This is a genomic window from Massilia sp. W12 (assembly GCF_037300705.1).
GTDB lineage: Bacteria > Pseudomonadota > Gammaproteobacteria > Burkholderiales > Burkholderiaceae_D > JACPVY01.
In genome coordinates, this window is sequence record NZ_CP147776.1 from 5,197,379 (window position 1) to 5,217,369 (window position 19,991).

The following is a 19,991-nucleotide window of genomic DNA, read 5'->3' on the forward strand; positions in this document are numbered from 1 at the left end:
GGCACATTCCGGCAAAGATAGCACGGAAGCCGCATACTGCGGCGCCATACACGGCGCCGCGTCATGCTCCGCCGCTTCAGTCTTTGTGTTCGCCGCCCAGGGCCAACACCAGATCAGCGATCAATTTCGCCAATTCCCCCGTCATCAGGGTGAAATCAGCGTCGAAACGCTCATCATCGTCAAAGCTTTGCGCTTCGTTTTCTTTCAGCACGTCGAGCGCTTTGACGCTCTTGACCGCCATGCCTTCGGTCAGCACAAAGGAAACCCGGTCGGCCCAGGTCATGGCCAGGCGGGTGCACTGCTTGCCGCCGGCGATATGACGGCGCACATCTTCCGGCTCCAGGGTGTGATTCACGAAGCGCACCTTGGCCCGGCTTTCGCCGCTGGCGCTGAGTTCGGTGTCCTGGTCCACGGTGAAGCCGCCCGGCGCATCGTCTTCCGCCAGCCAGGTCGTCATGGCGCTGCCGGGCGAGGTGGCGACGTTCAGATTGGTCACCGGCATTTTGTCTATGCCTTTGAGCAGGCTTTTCAAAATATCGTCGGCCTTGGAAGCGGCGGCGGCGTCCACCGCCAGCCAGCCATTCACCGGATCAATCCAAACCCGGGTGCTGCTCTTGATCGAAAAGGCGCGCGGCAGCAATTCTTCGGTGATGTCTTCTTTCAGCTCGCGCATTTGTTTCTTGCCGGGCTTGAAACCCTGCTTTTCTTCCAGCTCGATGGCGCGCGCCTTGGCGACTTGATTGATGACAGAAGCCGGCAGCAATTTCTTTTCATATTGCATTTGCAACAGCATTTGCTTGCCCACGGTGTACACCAGCTTGTCATTGCCGCGCGGCGCCACCCAGCCCTGGGTGGACATATCCTGGCTGCTGCATTCAACGAATTTAAGCGGCGCCAGCGCTTCTTCAATTTGTTCGGGAGTGATGGCCCAGGGGGCCGGCAGGCGGTAAATTTGCAGGTTTTTAAACCACATGATGAGATCCGTTAGCTATCCGAAAGCGGAGAAAGAGCGCTATTCTACACCCCGGGCGCCGGCCTGCGGCGCGCGCGGGGATGGCTTTGCTTGCAGAGTGTTGCAGATCAGGCGTGACGGCGGCGGCGCGCGATGGCGCCTGGCATGGCCAGGGTTTCGCCTGGCTTGCCTGTTTGGCGGATGATTTGTGCAAGCGCATTGCCGGCCATAATGGCGACACGGCCTCAGTTTTTTTTGCGCGGGCTGCTTTTTTTCACGCCGGCTTCGGCTTTAGCGGCTGGGCTGCGGCGCGGCGCGGCTTTGCGTGGCTTGGCAGGGGCTTTTTCCGGCTCTGCCGCCGGCGCTTTTTTGCGCGTTTTGGCAACCGGCTTATCCGCCGCCATGGCGCTGGCCACCACTTGTTTAAATTGCTCTTGCAGCATGCCCCACCAGGCCCCGCCGGTCTGCGCCAATTGTGCGGCGAAATCGGGCGGAGTTTTTTTGTCCGCGCCGGCATCGTCCTCTGGCTTGGCCCCGGTTTCTGGCGGCGGTGGCGGCGCCTGGGCCGCGATATTCTTTTCCATTTCATCCGGCGTGGTCGGCGCCGGATTGGCGTTCGGGAACAGGAAGGCGGAAGCGTAGGGAATCACCGCCAGCAGCGACTTTTCCGCATTCGCCGCATCTTCGCCGCTGCCCTTCACCGCATTCGACAGCGTGGCGCCCATGGATTTCAGGGTGGCGATAGTGCCGCGCTGCACTTCCAGCGCTTGAATACTGCCGCGCAGCATGCCCAGATTCAAATTCATCCAGGCTTCGACGGCTTTTAAATCATTGATTTTCTTGTCCAGCTCTTCCACCGAAAGCGTGGGTGCGGCCATGCCGGGCAAGGTGGTGACGCCAGGCACTTGCATACTGCCCCACAGGTTTTTGACGAAATCCAGAGTATCGTTGACCATCCCGGCGCCGGGCAGATTGTTTGGCTTGATCATGGCTTTCTCCTAGAGGGTAGCGGCTGCCTCAGCCTAACAGAAAGCGGAGCGGGTGACAAACCTCAGGAAACCCGTGTAATAACCTTGCGCGAGATACTATGACGCATACAAGTTGCATCTCACAAAAGATCAAGTGGGCTATCCACACCTCGCCCGCCTTTGTTCAGCACATGGGTATAGATCATCGTTGTGGCGACATCCGCATGTCCCAACAGCTCTTGCACAGTGCGAATGTCATATCCCCGTTGCAGCAGATGGGTGGCGAAACTGTGACGCAAAGTATGCGGGGTTGCTGGTTTGGCCAGGCCTGCCGCTGTGACGGCGCGCTTCATCGCCCTTTGCAACAACTTTTCATCCAGATGATGCCGTCGCGTATGATTACTGCGGGGGTCTTTTGAATAACTGCCAGCAGGGAATACATATTGCCATCCCCACTCAAGTTCCGCATGGGGATACTTGCGCGCCAGCGCATTGGGCAAAAAAACTGCCGCCATCCCTGCCGCCAAGTCATCTTCATACAAGGTTTTGCGCCAAGCCAAATGCGTCTGCAGGGGCTGAAGCAGCGTGCGCGGCAGCATGGTCACCCTGTCTTTTGCGCCTTTGCCATCACGCACCAAAATCTCGCAACGCTCAAAATCGATGTCCTTGACTCGCAAACGCACGCACTCCATGACCCGCATCCCGGTTCCGTACAATAAGCGGGCCAGCAGACCGTAGGTGTCATGCATTCTTTCCAAAATTGCCGACACTTCGCGTTCAGTCAATACGACGGGTAAGCGTGCCGGGCGCTTGGCGCGCACCACGCCATCCATCCAAGGCAAGTCTTGTTCCAATACTTCACGGTACAGAAACAGCAACGCCGACAAGGCCTGATTTTGGGTTGACGAGGCGACATTTCCTTCAAGCGCCAGATTGCTCAAAAAGGCCTCTACCTCAGGCCCGCCCATATCTTTGGGATGCCGTTTGCCATGAAACAAGATAAATCGCCGCACCCAATGCACGTATTGCGTTTCAGTGCGTATGCTGTAGTGCCTTAAGCGAATCTTTGCCCGTAACTGATCCAGCAGTTTGGGTGGAGGAGTTCCTGTATGAGGTGTTATATCTGGCATATCATCACCTATTGCATTGATTTTCCAGGATTTATAGAATAATATACACCTTATTTAATCGAAGTATACCCCTTCGTAGGGGTATACTCTACGTTGGTCGAGATAAACACCTCGGTTGCAAAACCGAGACATACATAGGCTAAAAGTGGCGATGTATAAAGTGCAAAAAACATGCTAAAAAGCGAAGCTTGAGCAGAGCGGATGTATAACGCAAGCGTTGATACACACGCCCAGCCCAAACTTCGAAAAAGAGCATGAATTGGAGTGAATTTGGGGGCGCGACGTAAAATGATGACAAATCGAATTGCCGGTGTTTTTCACGCCCAACCCGTCGTTCGAGCACACTCGCCGCACGTGGTGCGGCAAGGTGCTCAACTCCAACGTTAGGTGTCAAGTCGCTGTTCGCCGTATTGTTCTGGTATATTTCAGCTCTTACCTGTGCCAAAGTCCGTCGCCATTGCTGACTTGGCATCACGCAGTGCAAGGTTTTTTATTTCCGTCAGCTTTATTTTGCGAGGACGCTTTGGCTGGTTTTCAATTCACAAAGGCTGTTGCCTTATCAAGCAGCCTAACCCGTCGTTCCAGCGGATCGCCTGCGGCGCCCGCTGAACTCACACGTTAGATTGCAATGCTCGATCTCAACCATCCAAAGACACAGCACATATTTGAAGCGGCGAGAATTGAAGATGAGATTCGTCGGCTTCTCGTTGCGTGGAGACAGAATGGGCCTGCTAGTGCTTTGCCTCAATCAGCCGAATACGCACTGCAGTCCAGCCTCGCCGAATTGCACAAATTAAATCAAAATCACTTTGGCGCCTCTGGAGGCATCGGAAACACTCTATCCGCGTTGGAGACCGCCATCTCTCATGGTGACAGTAACGAGAGTTGGCGAGCGTTTATTAAACTTGCGGAAGCGCCTGGTGAAAACTTTGGAACGTGGGCAATCTAACCTTTCGGTCAACGTGACAGCCCAAAGCTACGCTTTGGGTTCCCTCCGCTGCTACGCAGCTCCGGCTGCACGTTACCTCCAACGTTAGGCGTCTTATGTTCACGCTATTGCATGCACAGCACTGGATCGAACGAGCTTGGTCAGAAATGGGACGAGACTTTGACGCGAATCTTGTGCCAGTCTCTCGGTTTGGGGAACTTGAAGTTGATGATATGGCGTTTCCATTCAAGAACTCCGCGCTTGAGTCGTGGCTCTTGAAAGATGGCGCGCTAGTGAAAGATCCGAACGCAAAGATAGTTCGTGTACCTTTCATCGCTTTCGCCATTGATGATGAGAAGAACACTATGAATATTCAGGTAAATTGGGCTAGTCGCTGTGGCTATGGCTTCGAGGTCGCGTTCAATGAGCGTGGTGAAGTTATTACTCAGAAAATGCGGTGGGTATCGTGAGGCAGCCGCCTAACATGGCGCTCAACCTCGCTCCCTTTGGTCGCTGGACGCTGCGCGATAAAGCCGCGCAGCGCCGGTTAGCTCTACGTTAGACGCAGAGTTGCAAAGCATGCCTACTGGAATAGACCTGCTGATATCAGCTTTCGCAAAGTTCCTTGACGCCGGATTTGGTACGGATATGGCGAAGTATGGGCTGTTCGGTTTCTGCTTTGAGCCAGGAGCCCTGCCGACTACCAGCCATGTCGAGCGTGCTTCGGCTTCGGCGGCAATATGGCAACAAAAGATGGGAGGGCGTCCAAATCCTTACAAGGACGTCTTGTCATTCTTCGAGGAAGGTGGTCAGCTCGGTCGTTGGGAGAACAACATCCTCGATGTGTTCTTGGCGAGCGGAGAGAGGTTTGGTGTGCCGCTGCAGACGTTCGTCCAACTTGTTTCTAACTATTCGCTAAAGTGTTAGGTGCCTTGAAATGGCCGTGGTCCACCAATGCGAGATGTATCCCGACGAATCGGCCTGGGATGCCATCTATAACGCTATCGAAGAAGGTCGACGGCCTCCTTGGCCGTCGATGAACTTCCACCTCCAAGCTCAGGACACGTCTTTGCCAGGTTGGAGTGCGCTGTTGCAACTTGTCGAGGATGCTGCCCATGATCGTCGAGAGACGTTCTCACCAAAGAAGGCATTGGGGCCGGAACTCTGGGGCCAGGTGATCACGCTGCCTGCTTCCATCGCGTCGCTGAAGCACGTGAGGAAGCTCGATCTATACCGAAGTAGCCTACTCCGGCTCCCGCCGGAGATCGGTAGTATGGAGAACTTGGAGGAATTCGTCCCATACACCTCCTATGGACTCCATTGGTTTCCCTATGAAATCACAAAGTGCAAGCAGCTCCGGGCGAGCACTGTGAGCACAAGGGCACTCTATGGAAACTACAAATACAGGCAACCCTTTCCCTCTCTTGAGCCGCCTGTAGTCGAGCTCGTCTCCGGGCATTGCAGCATTTGTGGCGAGCCATTCGATCCAAGCAAAGTCGAGCAACGTTGGATCTCACTCCCGGTCGCTACGGATGTGCTCCCACTGCTTGTCAATGCGTGTTCTATTGCCTGCTTGGCCCAGCTGCCAACTCCAGCAGCAGGCTACGTAGCATGCTCACACAGGGGGGGGTCTTCATTGCAGCAGCCGCCCGTAGAGCCATGAGCAATCCGCAGGCACCTAACCCCTCCGTCAAGGGGACCTGCCTGCGGCAGGCCCCTTACGTCGAACGTTAGGCGCAAGTCGCTGTTCGCCGTATTGTTCTGGTATATTTCAGCTCTTTCCTGCGCCAAAGTCCGTCGCCATTGCTGGCTTGGCATCACGCAGTGCAAGGTTTTTTATTTCCGTCAGCTTTATTTTGCGAGGACGCTTTGGCTGGTTTTCAATTCACAAAGGCTGTTGCCTCATTAAGCAGCCTAACCCGTCGTTCCAGCGGATCGCCTGCGGCGCCCGCTGAACTCACACGTTGGACGGCTTTATGAAGCTACCTCGCCTCAATCTGAAATACTTTGCCATTTGGCTGGCTATATGCGCTGCCGGTGGGGGATTGATAAGCTGGTTCTCGTCCATGCCGTTTTGGGGTGGGGCCTCAATTGTGGCTGCGGCGCTTATCATTAACGGAATAATCGCCAAGGTCGAAGACAACGCGCCTGGTGGCTTCAACAACCCGCACGACAAGTCGAAATGAGTGCATTGCCGTTTTGGTCCAACCAATCAATCCAGCGGACGCCTGACGGCTCCGCTGATTATGCACGTTAGGCATCAAGTCGCTGTTTGCAGTATTGTTCTGGTATATTCCAGCTCTTGCCTGCGCCAAAGTTCGTCGCCATTACTGGCTTGGCATCACGCAGTGCAATGTTTTTATTTCCGGCAGTTTTATTTTGCGAGGACGCTTTGGCTGGTTTTCAATTCACAAAGGCTGTTGCCTCATCAAGCAGCCTAACCCGTCGTTCCAGCGGATCGCCTGCGGCGCCCGCTGAACTCACACGTTAGCTCCCAAGAAATGAAACCTCTCAGCATCAATGAAGCATTAGATCAATTGGATCAGCTAGCAGGGCGAGATATCTCGCTCCTCGGCATCTTTTGCTTTGAGTTCGAAGATGTTTCCCTTTATCACCATCCAAAAGGTGTGCGTAGGCCTGGATATTCATCGTCAATCTGGCTGTCAACTGGCACAGGCAGCATTGGCTTTGATTCAAGGGCCTGCGAGAGGCTGCATGGAAAACTTGTCTTGGTTGAGGGAACTCTTATCAAGCCAGATCCATATTTTGGCGGATGTGGCCATATGAGCCTTTGGCCAGCAGAAATTATCGGTCGTTCTTTGCAGCGGCCAGTGAGCTAACAACTCGTTCAAGCCGACAAATAACCGCTGCGCGGTTATTTGTCGGCTTAACTCCAACGTTAGGCTTTATAAAAATGAGCATGTCCTCTGAACCGAGTATTCCCTTGCCTGAGTTTCGTGAACTGATTCGCTGTGCTCGCGCGTATGTTGCTGGCGATCTCCATTTTTCCTACGTCTGCTCTGCCGCTGGCGCATTTCGTGATGTGACAAAAGTCCTTCCCGTTAATCGGGAAATCAAGCAGATTGCGGAAGAGTGGGCTGAAATGGCCACGCGTGCGTGGCCGGAAATGGCGCAAATTGCCAACCCCATTTCGGAGGACGATTTTCTGAAATGGGTAAGCGAAAAAATGAATGTCTTCCAACCTGTGAATTTCCCTAATGCTCAGTAAGAACTGCCATTTTCGGCCCAAACAATCCGTCAACCAGCCTAACCCATCGTTGCAGCGGATCGCCTTCGGCGCCCGCTGAACTCACACGTTAGGCATCATGCAGCCATGACTGAGCACAACGAACTGCGCGCCGCGCTTCACTCGAAAGACATTGCCGCGCTTTGGAGTGCTTTGGCGAAGGTCAGTAAATGCGAGGGTGCCCCGTTTCTTGCCGAGGCGCTGCTAGCAGACTGGCATGAGTCACATGAAGACATCGTCTTCGAGCTTGGCCTCATTGGCGATCCGCGTACCACCGAGTCCATTGCGAGAGCTGTCGTGACTACTTTCCAATACATGGTCGAGTGGGACAACATCCACGAGTTTCAGCGTAAGTGCGCCTATGCGCTGGCGCGAATTGGCAGCGCGGAATCTCGGGTGGCCCTCGAGAACCTTGCGAAGCACTCAGATCCATATCTTAGAGGGGCCGGTGAAGAGGGCTTAGAGCACTGGCCACTACCCTATCGGAAAGGTGAATATGCCTAACACTGCAGTCAACCGGACACCAAACTGCTGCGCAGTTTGGCTCCCTCCGCTGCGCTTCGGCGCCGGTTACTTTCAACGTTAGGCGGTGTTCTGATTTGTCGTGTTTTGCGTCTGTCAGTAAAATCACCGACTACAATTTTTTACGCTGAGTTTGCCGCAATTTTCCAGTTTCGCAATCAGCACACGTCGCGCATGTTCATTGCCATTTCAGTCGCCTCGCTTTACAATCAGCCGTCATTTTTTGGTTTGGGTTCAGGGTGTGTTATGTGTCGTCGTTCATCAACCTGCCTAACCCATCGTTGCAGCGGATCGCCTGCGGCGCCCGCTGAACTCACACGTTAGGCGTTAAGTCGCTGTTCGCCGTATTGTTCTGGTATATTTCAGCTCTTACCTGCGCCAAAGCCCGTCGCCATTGCTGGCTTGGCATCACGCAGTGCAAGGTTTTTATTTCTGTCAGCTTTATTTTGCGAGGCCGCTTTGGCTGGTTTTCAATTCACAAAGGCTGTTGCCTCATCAAGCAGCCTAACCCGTCGTTCCAGCGGATCGCCTGCGGCGCCCGCTGAACTCACACGTTAGGCGTCACAAATCCGATGGCGAGCTGCTCGTCGCACAACTTGAACGGAGACCGCTATGGGAGTCTTGACCTTCACTATCAACCTGACACTTGATGGCTGCGTGGATCATCAGGAAGGAATTGCCGACGACGAGACGCATGCCCTCTTCACTCGCCTGATGAACGAGAACGGCGCCACGCTGTGGGGGCGCGTGACATACGAAATGATGGAGGTTTATTGGCCCAGAGTAGCGCGCGGCGAGGTAGAAGTGCCGCCGGCCATGCGGGAGTGGGCGATAAAGCTGCAAGCCAAGCCGAAATACGTGGCTTCTTCGACGAGAAAAGAGTTTCCGTGGGAAAACAGCCACCACGTTGGCTACGACCTGCGCTCTGACGTGGAACGACTCAAGCATGCGAACCCAGATGGCGTACTCCTGTGTGGCAGCAGGCTTGCGTGCGAACTGGATCGCCTTGATCTGATCGACGAGTACAGACTGCTCGTGCATCCGAGGCTTGCCGGCCACGGCCCAACCCTGTACGCAAGCGGAGTTCCCAATACGAGAAGGCTGGAATTGCTCTCGGCCCAACCGCTACGAAATGGCGCCGTCGCTATGCACTACAGGCGCGCGTGACGCCTAACCCCTCCATCGAGCGGACGACCTACGGCATGCTTCGCATGCCGTAGGTCGCCGCTCATGTCGAACGTTAGGCCGCCGCATTGCAGTTGTCGTCAAACCCGAGGTAGAAGCCATGCAAATTCAATATCTAGAGATAGTGACCAAAGAAGTAGACGCAGTATGTGCCGCGTACGCTGCTACGAACGGCGTGCAGTTCGGTAAGCCTGATGCTGGGCTCGGCAATGCACGCACTGCCATGCTGGCAAATGGCGGGTTGGTTGGGGTGCGAGCACCCTTGCGTGAGACTGAGGAGCCGGTGGTGCGACCTTATTGGCTAGGGCGTGTTGACAATTAACAGCACTTTGGATGGGAATTTTCAAAAAAAGCTGTTAACTTTTTGCCACTTGTGTTTACATTCTTGTTTTTGGGCAAAACAGAATGGCACGGATGATGTTACGGGACGATCAGTGGGCAAGAATTGAAGCCTTGGTACCAGGAAAGGTTGGCGATAGAGGCAGAACAGGCGTGAATAATCGGCTGTTTGTGGAAGCTGTTTTATGGATAGCAAAGACAGGCAGCCCGTGGCGGGATTTGCCTGCTGAATTTGGCCCATGGAACAGCGTCTATGTGAGGTTTGCGCGTTGGTCGGATAAGCAGGTATGGCACAAAATCTTTGCCGTGCTACGCGAGGACGCGGACTTTGAGGAAGTTTTTCTTGATAGCACTATCGTGCGGGCGCATCAGCATGCAGCAGGAGCCGCAAAAAAAAGGGGCCGCAATCCATTGGCCGGTCTCGTGGGGGATTAACCACCAAGATTCATGCTTGCGTTGAGGGCTTGGGCAATTTGGTTCAGTTCATCCTGACAGGCGGAGAAGTTCACGATATAACCCAGGCAACCGCGTTACTCAATGACGTCGCGCCACAAGCGGTGCTGGCAGATAAAGCCTATGATGCCAACACACTGATTGATTGCATTGAGGGAAAAAATGCCAAGGTCGTGATTCCACCAAAGGCGAACCGGAAAGAACAGCGGGATTATGATCAGTTCCAATATCGAAACCGCAATCTCATTGAGCGCTTTTTCGCCAAAATTAAGCAATTTCGACGGATCGCTACCCGCTACGACAAACTGGATACCCGTTTCTCTTCGTTTGTAACCTTGGCGGCATCAATGATATGGTTGAAATAAATGTCAACACACCCTAGTGAAAGACATCGAAGCAGCTGTCTCTGCCATAGTCGAAGCAGGCGGGAAAGTCGCCGTTCCGCCTATGGAGATTCCTGGTCACGGGACATTCGCGGTCTTTCTACAGGGTGGCAATGATCACGGCCTGTGGCAGCTTTAGCCGGATGCAATCCCATGCAGCAGAGGCCTAACAATTCATTCAAGCCGACGCCGCTTCGCGGCGCGGCTTAATTCAAGCGTTAGCCATATGAGCTATATCGCGAGCACAGAAGAGGCTTTCGCTTATCACAAAGCAACAGGATGTCCCGTCCTTCGAGCCAAGGAGGTACTAGAAGGGATGGAGCCACTGTTACGCGAAAGAGTTCTGCAAGCAGTCTCCCAAAAGATGCGCTCGCGAGTTCTGCGAGATCCGATTGAAGAAGATCCCAAGGCATCAAGCATCATCGCGCAAGCGCGCGAAGAAGCAGAGGTCATCGTGAAGCAGCGCGGTCTATCGGGAAAAGGAGTTTGTCACTCCATCTGGTTCGAGCAGGCGAGAATCCTTCAGGATAAATTCCAGATCAAATGGTTCTCACCAAAAGAAATGAATCCGGGGGTGTTCTTTGACTAATCGGCTAACAATTCCGTCGAGAGGGACCGCCGCAAGCTGCGCTTGCGGTTCCCTTCGCGGCTTCGCCGCTACGGCGGCCCCTCACGTCAAACGTTAGGGGTCAAGTCGCTGTTCGCCGTATTGTTCTGGTATATTTCAGCTCTTACCTGCGCCAAAGCCCGTCGCCATTGCTGGCTTGGCATCACCCAGTGCAAGGTTTTTTATTTCCGTCAGCTTTATTTTGCGAGGACGCTTTGGCTGGTTTTCAATTCACAAAGGCTGTTGCCTCAAGCAGCCTAACCCGTCGTTCCAGCGATCGCCTGCGGCGCCCGCTGAACTCACACGTTATGCCGCCTATGCGGGAGATGGAAATGAATGACGGAGCAAAGCAGGCTAGGGCAGCGGTCAAGGCGTTCCACTATTGTTTGAACTCCTCGGGCTTGTTGCCCAGTCAAACGTACATACCTGCCAACGTTGGGTTCGCGCCAGTCTGCGTAGTCAATCAAATCGTTGCACTTTTCTTCAGCCACAACTACGAGCGCATACCTGGGCTAATTCGCTTCGCATACGAACGCTTTGACGCGTTCGACGTAAAGCCAGTCTTTTCCGCTTACAAGGCGATCGCATTCGACTATCTTTGCCAAGTATCTTTCTTTCTCCGAGAATTCACCGACCTTGACAAGGCCGAACTCGAAAGAACAATACCCTCCGCCATCTTTCACGCAGGCCCGAAAGCGGCACCTGACTATGACATCAAAAGCGGCGAATTCCCGGCGGCATAACACTACGGTCGAGCGGACGCTCCGCCTGTCGGCGGAGTTCGTTCCCTCGCTTCGCTCAGTCACCGCCGCTCACCTACGACGTTAGGTGTCAGATGCTCTTATCGCCCATGCTTGCGTTTCTGGCTGAGCTTCAAGAGAAGTCGCACTCTGCATATGCAGAAGGCGGCTTGTTGTACACGTATATCGAGGCGGCAAATCAAGCTCATTCCTGCTATCCCTCGTCAGCCGGCACCTCTGTTGCTCTTTCATCGCAGCTTATTCAAGAGCTGGGCCGCTTCATTCATGCATCACAGGGCAACTATCAAGAGAATTTAGTCGATCCCGCATATCAGGCAGCCGCCAAACAATTCTTTGAGTTATTGAAAAGTGACCTGAAATTCGATGATATTTCGTGGTCGCTCGAAGATGGCGGCCATGACATGACTGCACTTATAAGCATGGCGCGCCATCGAGACAATCGTTTCTTCTCGCTGGAGCTGATGTGGTCCATCGACTGACACCTAACCCTGCAGTCGAGCGGGACAGCCAAAAGCTGCGCTTTTGGTTCCCTCCGCTTCGCTCCGGCTGCCCCTCACTTACACGTTAGGCCCGCAACAACCATATGGACAGTCTCAGTATTCTTCGCGACTACGTCGAGGGACGGATGTCTCACCCAGAATGGCTAGACTGGTGGGCATTACATTCCGGCGACGTAGAAGCTCAGCTGGGCCGGTTCGCTTTTCTAAAGATCAAGAAGCGGGGCTTTAGCGGCGCGCTCTCGATTCTCGAAGAGGCGGGAGTGCAGCTTGTTCCGGCAAGTGGCTTCTGCAATTCCTGCGGTGAGCCATTGTTCAAGGCCGTTCCTGGGGTCACAACCGCAGAAGAGATCCGAGCGTTTGCCAGCTTGAGCAAGATCGGAGAAGCCGATGAGATCGTTGAGAGTGGCTGGATTCACCCCGGCGAGTACTGCCCAAATGGCTGCACGATTGTGCTGCACTCCTACCGGCGGGCCTAACAACTCGCTCAAGCGGCCACATCAATCGCTTCGCGATTGATGTGGCCGCTTAGCTTCAGCGTTAGGCGTCAAGTCGCTGTTCGCCGTATTGTTCTGGTATATTTCAGCTCTTACCTGCGCCAAAGCCCGTCGCCATTGCTGGCTTGGCATCACGCAGTGCAAGGTGTTTTATTTCCGTCAGCTTTATTTTGCGAGGGCGCTTTGGCTGGTTTTCAACTCACAAAGGCTGTTGCCTCATCAAGCAGCCTAACCCGTCGTTCCAGCGGATCGCCTACGGCGCCCGCTGAACTCACACGTTAGACATCTCCATGACGCTGCATCAGTACTTCGACGAGTTCTGCAAATCCGTAGAGGTCGAGCCAGGTTATGGCATTACCGGACAAGTAGCTGCTGAACTCGCAGCCGGATACGAGATCGGGCTGACCATCGATCAGATGCGGCAGTTTCTTGCTCGCCGCACAGAGATCACCAGCGTGGCGGCGGCACTGAAGAGCCCCACCCTGTCCGCGCAAGATATTGAACGCATTCTTGAGGCACGGGCAGCTGGGGCCGTCTATCCAAAAGACGTCTTGGCGCATGCGTTCAGACCTGATGAAGTGCACCCAAAGTTTCATGCGGCGGCGTTCGGTGAAACCGATGTCTAACCATTCGCTCAACCGGACCCGCAACGGCATGCCGCCTTCGGGCCTCATTTCATTCTGGCCCTGCGGCGTCCTGCCGTCGCGGGCCGGTTAGCTCAAACGTTAGGCAAGAAGCATGAGCGATTGGGACTTTCTTCACGACATGCATAACGAAGGCTATAGCTCAGAGCAAATAGCTGATGCCGCCGCTTGTGGGTACAACCCTTGGGAGGTCAGTTACATTGATATTGACCGCGAGTGGGTTGATTCCCAGTTTCCAGCCTCCGCGACAGACCAAGCAAAAAAAACATTCAAGAGTCGAGATGGTTTCCCATACAGCACACTCGAACAAGCGGAGATCTTTCACGATCTGATTGAATGCGCTACGCGTCACTTTGAAAATACTGGAAGGTACTTGCAAATCTGGGGTGAGCTCGGGGAGATATACGCCGAGATCAAATTTGGCCTCTGCCGTCATGGCTCTCACAAGGAAGGGTCTGATGGCACGATTGCAGGAAAACTGGTCGAAGTAAAAACAATTTCCCCAGAAAAAACAAACGATCATGTCCTTGTTAAGAGCCAAGGAGACTTTGAGCAACTACTCATCGTTCGCATTGATGAGCAGTTCCAGTTCTCCGGCAAGCTATTTAATCGTAGCGAGCTGAAAGGTGGTTCAGGTAAATTCCTCAGAGGGCAACTCAAGGATGGTGCCGGCTATGCCTAACAATTCCGTCGAGAGGGACCGCCCACAAGCTGCGCTTGTGGGTTCCCTTCGCGGCTTCGCCGCTACGGCGGCCCCTCACGTCAAACGTTAGGTTTCGTATCCCCGGCGAGCCTGGCATTTTGAATTCGGGGTTTACCTATGGATCGATACCTGTGAAAAAAATTATTTTTGGAATGGCTCTCATCGCAGCTTCCACGTCCGCTTTTGCCGAGGACTTCAAAACCATGGTGATTAGAGAAGCAGGCAATGCCATGAATAGCGGGGGAAAGGTTGTTGTATTTTTTCAAACGGACAAACCACTAGCCCAAACCACCGCAATTATTAGTGCTGCAATGAAAACAAGCAATCCAAATGCAATTATTAATAAGCGCTGGGTGGAAGATGTAACATTCAAAGGTTATGACGAAAAAAAACGATGCGGTATTGCGGTCGGAAAATGGGCTCCTGGTGCGATAGAATCCGAATGGGAAAGCGCCGTGTACCCTAAGGTAAAAAAATCAGTAAATATAATTTCATTTCAATATGTAAAGAATGGCGACCTTAAAACCCTTTCTGGCACACAAGGCTCAAATGGTGACGATATTATGGAATTGTGCCTGAATTAAGCCTAACCATTCCGTCGAGAGGGACCGCCCACAAGCTGCGCTTGTGGGTTCCCTTCGCGGCTTCGCCGCTACGGCGGCCCCTCACGTCAAACGTTAGGCGGTGTTCTGATTTGTCGTGTTTTGCGTCCGTCAGTAAAACCACCGACTACAATTTTTTACGCTGAGTTGCCGCAATTTTCCAGTTTCGCAATCAGCACACGTCGCGCATGTTCATTGCCATTTCAATCGCCTCGCTTTACAATCAGCCGTCATTTTTTGGTTTGGGTTCAGGGTGTGTTATGTGTCGTCGTTCATCAACCTGCCTAACCCATCGTTGCAGCGGATCGCCTGCGGCGCCCGCTGAACTCACACGTTGGACGGCTTTATGAAGCTACCTCGCCTCAATCTGAAATACTTTGCCATTTGGCTGGCTATATGCGCTGCCGGTGGGGGATTGATAAGCTGGTTCTCGTCCATGCCGTTTTGGGGTGGGGCCTCAATTGTGGCTGCGGCGCTTATCATTAACGGAATAATCGCCAAGGTCGAAGACAACGCGCCTGGTGGCTTCAACAACCCGCACGACAAGTCGAAATGAGTGCATTGCCGTTTTGGTCCAACCAATCAATCCAGCGGACGCCTGACGGCTCCGCTGATTATGCACGTTAGGCGGTGTGCTGATTTGGCGTGATTTACGTCTGTCAGTAAAATCACCGACTACAGTTTTTTGCGCCGAGTTCGCTGGAATTTTTAGGCTTCACAATCAGCGCGCATCACGCAAGCACATTGCCATTTCCACCGCTGCGCTTTACAATCAACCATCATTTTTTTGTTTTAGGGCAGGGTGTTTTATGAGCCATCGTTCATCAACCAGCCTAACCCGTCGTTGCAGCGGATCGCCTACGGCGCCCGCTGAACTCACACGTTAGCCAACAATTTCTCCGCAGGCACATATGCAAATCAGAAGCGACTTTCAGCCCGCCGCCTTAATACTCAGTCGACTAGCAGAATATGCAAAAGTCTTTAATGCCAACAATATGCAGCATTGGCCACACCTAAAGAACAACGAGGACTTTAAATTCGTCTACCCCCTTCCTTGGGAAGATCGTGGGCCTTTAGAGCAAATTTATTGCGACGGGAGAGATTTGGCGGTATTCATGTCATCCCGCCTCATTGAGTTTAACTACGCAGAATATTTCCCAACGCTAAAATCATTCGTTGATTCATTTCATGGCGGCTGGGTTTATCAAGTCGACTTGCTTAAAGAGGTGTCTCAAGCTGCAAAGGATAAATCCAAGCAGCTTAAGAATTGCCCGTGGGCGGTTGGTCAAATGATTGAATTGTTTGACCGCCAAATTGAACTTCTTGTAGCCATTGGGCAATGCCTTGCTTCTTTAAGGCAAACAGATCTTTACAAATGGGAAGGCGGTCATAGTCAGGTTACGTATCAGACGCCCGAGTACAACAAAATCTTAGAGTGCGTTCATTCTGTCGGGAAGATGTTTGAGCGTCTTCCTAGTACTTACGCAAACAAGGACGAAGAATCGCTGCGAGACCATATTTTGGTATCCCTTGAGGTTGTTGTTTTTGGCTCGGCAACTGGCGAGACCTTTAATAAACGTGGAAAAACAGACATCCTGGTTCGCGGCAACGGCTCTAATGAGTTTGTCGGAGAGTGCAAATTCTGGAGAGGGAAAGAGGTCTTTCTCGAAACAATATCTCAGCTTCTTGGTTACTTATCTTGGCGCGACACCAAAGCAGCCGTCATATTGTTTGTCCCGAACAAAGACTTCACGTCTGTAATCGGGAAAATTCGAGACGATGTAGTTGAGCACCCCAACTATCTTCGCAGCATCTCCGAAATCGACGAAACTTGGCACAACTATGAGTTCCGTATGAATGAAGACAATAGTCGGGTTGTTCAGGTCGCAATAATGCTTTATCACTTGCCGTAACTGGCTAACATGGCGCTCAACCGTGCTCCCTTCGGTCGCTTGACGCTGCGCGATAAAGCCGCGCAGCGCCGGTTAGCTCTACGTTAGGTGTCAAGTCGCTGTTCGCCGTATTGTTCTGGTATATTTCAGTTCTTACCTGCGCCAAAGTCCGTCGCCATTGCTGGCTTGGCATCACGCAGTGCAAGGTTTTTATTTCCGTCAGCTTTATTTTGCGAGGGCGCTTTGGCTGGTTTTCAATTCACGAAGGCTGTTGCCTCATCAAGCAGCCTAACCCGTCGTTCCAGCGGATCGCCTGCGGCGCCCGCTGAACTCACACGTTAGGAGGCTTTGATGCAGTTTGCGCATAGACGAAAGAAACCCACAACGGAAGAGCGCCTGGCTAGATGGTCTACTAGTCTATTGGGAAGCTCAATCGTTCTATTTGTTGTGTTCTTCACATTAGGCATCACTATTGCTGCCCAGTCCTACTGGTCGCCTCTCGCAGTGGCCTGCCTCGGTATTTATGTGGCTCAGTTTTATTTTCTCGGGCGCATTGGAAAGTACGAATCCAGACAAAGGCTTCGCATTTGGCTGCTTTCACTCCTGGGGCATATATTTCTCTTCGGAGCAGTTCTTTCCTTCGTTGGTAAACCATCTCTAGCTTTTGTTCTTCTTCTTCCTGAGGCGGCAAGCGGCATAATTCATATGGCAGCCATCAGCCTTGAGTTAAAAACGTTGCGAGCCACCTAACCATTCATTGCAGCGGACCTGCGCCAGCTGCGCTGGCTGGTCCGCTGAATTCAACCGTTAGGCGTCAAGTCGCTGTTCGCCGTATTGTTCTGGTATATTTCAGCTCTTACCTGCGCCAAAGCCCGTCGCCATTGCTGGCTTGGCATCACGCAGTGCAAGGGTTTTTATTTCCGTCAGCTTGATTTTGCGAGGGCCGCTTTGGCTGGTTTTCAATTCACAAAGGCTGTTGCCTCATCAAGCAGCCTAACCCGTCGTTCCAGCGGATCGCCTGCGGCGCCCGCTGAACTCACACGTTAGGCGTTGGCATGGACGAACTCGCACGCAATCTGCATGACGCCGTTCTGCTCAAGATTGAGCACGATTGGCAATCTCGGACTTGTAAGCTGCTCTTTCGGGGGGCACCGGCCATCGGCCAGCCCTTCCATGTCGAGTTCCATGATGTGACGGGTGTAGAGCTCTCCGCCCTTGCGCCTTGGGGGCCGTCATCTTCCGTCCTGGACGTTGCCACCGGTCCGGGTGAGCGCGTTACCATCACCATGCAATCGGGCGACATCCTGGTGGTTCATTCGCCTAACTATTCACTCAAGCGGACCGATCAATCGCTGCGCGATTGATGCGGCCGCTTAGTTCAGGCGTTAGGTGCTTTGAAGCTCATGGCTACTCTCGTGAAAACCACAACAGGCCAAATACTTCATTCCAGCGGATCGCCTAAGGCCATTCCATTACACACAACTCAGTCTTGCAATGCGCCCATCTCGCGTAGAGTCCTGATTGTCTGAGCCGAAACTTGAACATCCTGTAGACCTCGCCAGATTGTTTTCACGCCAGGCTCCCCGTCATGTTTTCGTGCGAGAAAACCGCCGACACGGGCTACCATGCGCAACACCTCGTTCAAGCCCGGCATAGCGGGCGCCTTCTTTTTATTGAGCAGATAAGCCGCTCGGATTTCGTCGGGATCGAAGAACAAAGTGGCGTCGAGATCCGGACAGGTACGTCCCTTACGCATCAGGTACGCGATACGCCAGGCCACCACCATAAACAGCGCCAGCGCCCGCTCCAGCCGGGCCATGGTGGACAGTTGCAGTTCTTCGACTTCACAGCCATTCTTGAGCACATTGAAAAAGATCTCAATTTCCCAGCGCGCGCGATACCAGTCGATCAGTTCGCTGGCGTCGGCCAAGGTTTCCGCGCGGCGGTTGGTCAGCAAGCGCCATTCCACCGGTTTGATGCCCGTCGGCGGCTGCACTTCGGATGCTACGATGCAGGTCGCCTCGATCTTGCCGCGCTTGCCATCACGCAGCAGAACGCGCTTGGCCCACACCTGCTGACGTACCTGGCGCGCCCTTTGCTTGCCGCGCCCGGCCATGATGAAGCTGATCTCGCCCAGCGGCATACCGGCCGTGGTTTCAGGCCACAGGCGTTTGCTTTCGCCGTCAGCCAGACAGCGATCATGCTTGGCGCGCACCAGCCAATCGGCAGGCGTGCCCAATTCGGCTGCGCGCCGCAGCATTCCCATCATGTCCGCTTCGCGGTCAGCCACATACACCAGACGGGTATTGGGCAACTGGGTCGCCTGCTCGGCGACCCGCTCGTAGCCCTCTATCCAGCGTTCACTCTCTTTTACGCTGGCGGGGCGCTTGCCGTCAGCGCCACGCTCTTCACGCGCCCACATCCAGCCATCGAGCAGGCCCAGCGGCTCACGCTCTGGCGACACCGCGTAGGTCGGATGCACATACATGCCGCGCCGCGCTTCGTAGTTGAGCGGGCCGAGGCCGTCGATGTTTTGGCCGCTGAAGTCCAGTTCGGTGGTGTCCTGAATGCACAGAATAACCTTCTGCGTCGCCATGCGTTCCATGGTGCGCGCCCAATGTGGCGCCAGAATGCCATCCCATGTCACCTCCGGATTGGCCATAAAGCGGTAGGCCGCTTGCGTCTCCGTCCAGTTGTCGCATGCTTCGGGAATGCTGGCCTTCGGTTTGGTCGCGAATGTTTCCATCAATTTTCTCGCCCTGTTGTTAAGGCGGGCATCGCCAAGATCGAGTCCGCCAAACTCATCGTCGGTCCAACTCTGTGCTGCTTGCTTTCTGCTCACGTGCGCCGCCCAAAAGATGTGAGTAAACGCGAAATCCGGTAAGTTTACAAGCGGGCGTGCAACTCATTGAATGTAAACGGATTTCTGGCCGCGTTCAGGGCGTCCTGCGGAGATGTGTGTAATGGAATGGCCTAAGGCGCCCGCTGAACTCACACGTTAGCCGCTATGAACTCACTGGAACTTCATGTGGCTGGAGCCACCGTAAAGCACGAAAGCCCCTTTGCATCGTTAGTAGTGCCCACGGATTTTGAACCTCTTCCCGCTGAGATTCGGGAAAGTTGGGTAAAGCCACTTTACTTTGGGCTTGGCAAATCAAGCGCACAAGAGCTCATTAAAAACAATTTGCACCTAGCAACGCCAGCACTAATATCTAGGCTACTTCAGCAATTCGATTGGCGCTCTCGGACATGCGGCACTCTGCTTGCAATACTTACCGAACAGTCTCAATTTCTAGATCAGATAGGAAAACTGTTGCTGAGAAGCGATGTTTGTTATGCAGGTAGCACATATTGTTTAGCTCTTGCTGAATTTAACGAACCCCAGTCCGTTGAGTACTTGGAAAAATATTTAGCCTACTACTTAAAGCAAAAGGACCTTTGGTTCGACCAGGGCCAAGCGATATCTGCCCTTATGTATTTAGATGCGATTAATTCAACGAAAAACTCAGATAAATATCGTTCCGATTGGTCTGCTTTCATAGAAAACAAGCCAAACTGGAACCTAGAAGCCGAGTTTTCACGCTTCGGAGAACGTATTGAACAAGTCCATTCGCTCAAGCAAGCGCGCGGCTAACCCTTCGCTTAAGCGGACCAGCCAAAGCTGCGCTTTGTCTGCCCGCT

The 19,991-nt window shown here is 53.4% G+C and carries 24 protein-coding genes and 1 pseudogene; 21 read left to right on the top strand and 4 right to left on the bottom strand.

All coding sequences use genetic code 11. The features are described 5' to 3' along the window. Positions 1-76: 76 nt before the first annotated feature. From V8J88_RS21250 to V8J88_RS21260, 3 genes are all read right to left on the bottom strand, one after another. On the bottom strand, positions 77-973 hold the full coding sequence (locus V8J88_RS21250) for a recombination-associated protein RdgC (protein WP_338846275.1): 897 nt from the start codon (positions 971-973) through the stop codon (positions 77-79). Positions 974-1,197: 224 nt separating this feature from the next. Continuing rightward, entirely contained in the window at positions 1,198-1,941 is a 744-nt protein-coding gene (locus tag V8J88_RS21255; RefSeq protein WP_338846276.1) for a PhaM family polyhydroxyalkanoate granule multifunctional regulatory protein, read from the bottom strand. Between the two features lie 119 nt (positions 1,942-2,060). Further along, a complete protein-coding gene (locus tag V8J88_RS21260; RefSeq protein WP_338846277.1) occupies positions 2,061-3,050 on the bottom strand; it encodes an integron integrase in 990 nt (329 codons plus the stop codon). 628 nt (positions 3,051-3,678) lie between these two features. On the opposite strand from V8J88_RS21260, the gene V8J88_RS21265 reads away from it, so the two are divergent. The 20 genes and pseudogenes from V8J88_RS21265 (at position 3,679) to V8J88_RS21360 (ending at position 17,674) form a co-directional block, all read left to right on the top strand. Continuing rightward, on the top strand, positions 3,679-3,999 hold the full coding sequence (locus V8J88_RS21265; protein WP_338846278.1) for a hypothetical protein: 321 nt from the start codon (positions 3,679-3,681) through the stop codon (positions 3,997-3,999). Between the two features lie 95 nt (positions 4,000-4,094). Continuing rightward, complete coding sequence (locus V8J88_RS21270; RefSeq protein WP_338846279.1) at positions 4,095-4,448, top strand: hypothetical protein; 354 nt, start codon at positions 4,095-4,097, stop codon at positions 4,446-4,448. A gap of 109 nt (positions 4,449-4,557) precedes the next feature. After that, positions 4,558-4,905: a hypothetical protein gene (locus V8J88_RS21275; protein WP_338846234.1), complete on the top strand. Its 348-nt coding sequence runs from the start codon at positions 4,558-4,560 to the stop codon at positions 4,903-4,905. 1,049 nt (positions 4,906-5,954) lie between these two features. After that, positions 5,955-6,164: a hypothetical protein gene (locus V8J88_RS21280; RefSeq protein ID WP_338846280.1), complete on the top strand. Its 210-nt coding sequence runs from the start codon at positions 5,955-5,957 to the stop codon at positions 6,162-6,164. Between the two features lie 315 nt (positions 6,165-6,479). Beyond that, positions 6,480-6,818 (top strand): hypothetical protein, encoded by a 339-nt coding sequence (locus V8J88_RS21285; RefSeq protein ID WP_338846281.1) that lies wholly within the window; start codon positions 6,480-6,482, stop codon positions 6,816-6,818. Between the two features lie 80 nt (positions 6,819-6,898). Next, on the top strand, positions 6,899-7,207 hold the full coding sequence (locus tag V8J88_RS21290; RefSeq protein ID WP_338846282.1) for a hypothetical protein: 309 nt from the start codon (positions 6,899-6,901) through the stop codon (positions 7,205-7,207). Between the two features lie 105 nt (positions 7,208-7,312). Further along, positions 7,313-7,729, top strand: coding sequence for a HEAT repeat domain-containing protein (locus V8J88_RS21295; protein WP_338846283.1), 417 nt, complete (start codon positions 7,313-7,315; stop codon positions 7,727-7,729). A 630-nt stretch (positions 7,730-8,359) separates the two neighbouring features. Continuing rightward, positions 8,360-8,914, top strand: a complete 555-nt coding sequence (locus V8J88_RS21300; RefSeq protein WP_338846284.1) for a dihydrofolate reductase family protein — start codon at positions 8,360-8,362, stop codon at positions 8,912-8,914. Positions 8,915-9,349: 435 nt separating this feature from the next. Next, a pseudogene (locus V8J88_RS21305) lies at positions 9,350-10,089 on the top strand (IS5 family transposase). Positions 10,090-10,333: 244 nt separating this feature from the next. Next, the gene (locus tag V8J88_RS21310) at positions 10,334-10,696 is read left to right on the top strand and encodes a hypothetical protein (RefSeq protein WP_338846285.1); all 363 of its coding nucleotides are present in this window, start codon (positions 10,334-10,336) and stop codon (positions 10,694-10,696) included. Between the two features lie 350 nt (positions 10,697-11,046). Next, the gene (locus tag V8J88_RS21315) at positions 11,047-11,457 is read left to right on the top strand and encodes a hypothetical protein (RefSeq protein ID WP_338846286.1); all 411 of its coding nucleotides are present in this window, start codon (positions 11,047-11,049) and stop codon (positions 11,455-11,457) included. 92 nt (positions 11,458-11,549) lie between these two features. After that, complete coding sequence (locus V8J88_RS21320; RefSeq protein WP_338846287.1) at positions 11,550-11,954, top strand: hypothetical protein; 405 nt, start codon at positions 11,550-11,552, stop codon at positions 11,952-11,954. Between the two features lie 104 nt (positions 11,955-12,058). Further along, the gene (locus V8J88_RS21325; protein ID WP_338846288.1) at positions 12,059-12,451 is read left to right on the top strand and encodes a hypothetical protein; all 393 of its coding nucleotides are present in this window, start codon (positions 12,059-12,061) and stop codon (positions 12,449-12,451) included. Positions 12,452-12,759: 308 nt separating this feature from the next. Further along, positions 12,760-13,095 carry a hypothetical protein gene (locus V8J88_RS21330; protein WP_338846289.1) on the top strand — a complete coding sequence of 112 codons (336 nt, stop codon included), beginning with the start codon at positions 12,760-12,762 and terminating at the stop codon, positions 13,093-13,095. Positions 13,096-13,207: 112 nt separating this feature from the next. Next, on the top strand, positions 13,208-13,795 hold the full coding sequence (locus V8J88_RS21335) for a hypothetical protein (protein ID WP_338846290.1): 588 nt from the start codon (positions 13,208-13,210) through the stop codon (positions 13,793-13,795). 152 nt (positions 13,796-13,947) lie between these two features. Beyond that, positions 13,948-14,400, top strand: a complete 453-nt coding sequence (locus V8J88_RS21340) for a hypothetical protein (RefSeq protein WP_338846291.1) — start codon at positions 13,948-13,950, stop codon at positions 14,398-14,400. 364 nt (positions 14,401-14,764) lie between these two features. After that, a complete protein-coding gene (locus tag V8J88_RS21345) occupies positions 14,765-14,974 on the top strand; it encodes a hypothetical protein (protein ID WP_338846280.1) in 210 nt (69 codons plus the stop codon). A 355-nt stretch (positions 14,975-15,329) separates the two neighbouring features. Beyond that, positions 15,330-16,331 (top strand): hypothetical protein, encoded by a 1,002-nt coding sequence (locus V8J88_RS21350; RefSeq protein WP_338846292.1) that lies wholly within the window; start codon positions 15,330-15,332, stop codon positions 16,329-16,331. A gap of 330 nt (positions 16,332-16,661) precedes the next feature. Beyond that, a complete protein-coding gene (locus tag V8J88_RS21355; RefSeq protein ID WP_338846293.1) occupies positions 16,662-17,060 on the top strand; it encodes a hypothetical protein in 399 nt (132 codons plus the stop codon). A 305-nt stretch (positions 17,061-17,365) separates the two neighbouring features. Next, entirely contained in the window at positions 17,366-17,674 is a 309-nt protein-coding gene (locus tag V8J88_RS21360) for a hypothetical protein (RefSeq protein WP_338846294.1), read from the top strand. 119 nt (positions 17,675-17,793) lie between these two features. Here the strand turns inward: V8J88_RS21360 and V8J88_RS21365 are convergent, their stop codons facing one another. After that, positions 17,794-19,152, bottom strand: coding sequence for an IS4 family transposase (locus V8J88_RS21365; RefSeq protein ID WP_338844729.1), 1,359 nt, complete (start codon positions 19,150-19,152; stop codon positions 17,794-17,796). A gap of 186 nt (positions 19,153-19,338) precedes the next feature. On the opposite strand from V8J88_RS21365, the gene V8J88_RS21370 reads away from it, so the two are divergent. After that, positions 19,339-19,944 carry a DUF6000 family protein gene (locus V8J88_RS21370; RefSeq protein ID WP_338846296.1) on the top strand — a complete coding sequence of 202 codons (606 nt, stop codon included), beginning with the start codon at positions 19,339-19,341 and terminating at the stop codon, positions 19,942-19,944. Positions 19,945-19,991: the final 47 nt, after the last annotated feature.